1 protein-coding gene is annotated in these 1,018 nt (G+C 52.4%); it reads left to right on the top strand.

Translation table 11 applies throughout. The annotated features are described in order from the left end of the window. Window positions 1-130: 130 nt before the first annotated feature. Window positions 131-1,018, top strand: an 888-nt coding sequence (locus EJP87_RS17115; RefSeq protein WP_193771513.1) for a PstS family phosphate ABC transporter substrate-binding protein, incomplete at its 3' end; no start/stop codon positions are given.

Raw genomic sequence — 1,018 nt, 5'->3', positions numbered from 1 at the left:
CTCCTGACTCTGCAGAGCAGATTTGCTCCATGCCCGAAAATAATGCTATCATCCCGGGAAAATTGTGCGCCATTCCGGACAAGACACAACAAATGAGCCGGGTAACCATCTTTTGCCGTAGGGGTTGCCATTGAACAGAGGTGCGTGGTGTGGCTGGATTTTGGGGATAGGGCTGCTTTTATGCGGCTTGTATGCAGAGGGATATGCTTCCTCTGCAGAGGTTGCCGAGGAGACCATTCGCAGCAAAGGATCGGATACCTTGCTGCCGATTGCCAACCGTTGGGCAGCCCGTTATCAAGCTGAAACGGCAGGTGTTACAGTGAGTGCCAGTGGTGGCGGCTCTGGCAATGGTATTGCTGCCTTGATTAACGGCCATGTGGAGATTGCCGCTTCCAGTCGCGCGTTGCGCCAGAATGAGATAAAACAGATTGTCAACCGTTCCGGGCAACAACCCAAGCTCTTCCTGGTAGGAATGGATGCCTTGTCGATTGTCGTGCATCCCCATAATCCTTTGCATGGTCTCTCTTTGTCGCAGTTGGCAGATATTTATCGCCGGGATGGCGAGATTGAACGCTGGAGTGATGTGGGGGTAGAGGTACCCGGTTGTAGCGAGCAGGAGATTGTGCGTGTTGGTCGCAAAAATAATTCCGGCTCCTATTATGAATTTCGTGAAGAGCTGTTGGCACGCGGTCACCATTTTCATGACCAACTGGAGCGGGCAGATAATTCCGAAGCGATGGTGCAACGGGTTGCCAAAACCCCTTGTGCCATTGGTTATGTGGGTATGGGATTTGTCACCTCTGAGGTCAAGACCCTCTGTATCAGTAAGGATAAAGGGGCCTGTATCCCGCCTACGGCAGCCTATACGCTGGAAAAGCGTTATCCTCTCAGCCGTAATCTCTATTTGATCACTTTGGGAGAACCTGCGGAACCGGTGCGCAAATATATCAACTGGATCCTGGGACCGGTGGGGCAGGAGCTGTTGCAAAAGACTGGTTTTATCCCGGTGCCCAAAGGG

It is taken from the genome of Candidatus Magnetaquicoccus inordinatus, assembly GCF_004217665.1.
In the GTDB taxonomy this organism is placed as follows: domain Bacteria; phylum Pseudomonadota; class Magnetococcia; order Magnetococcales; family Magnetaquicoccaceae; genus Magnetaquicoccus; species Magnetaquicoccus inordinatus.
The sequence above is the reverse complement of the archived record's forward strand: the minus strand, read 5'-3'. Positions and strand labels throughout refer to the sequence as shown.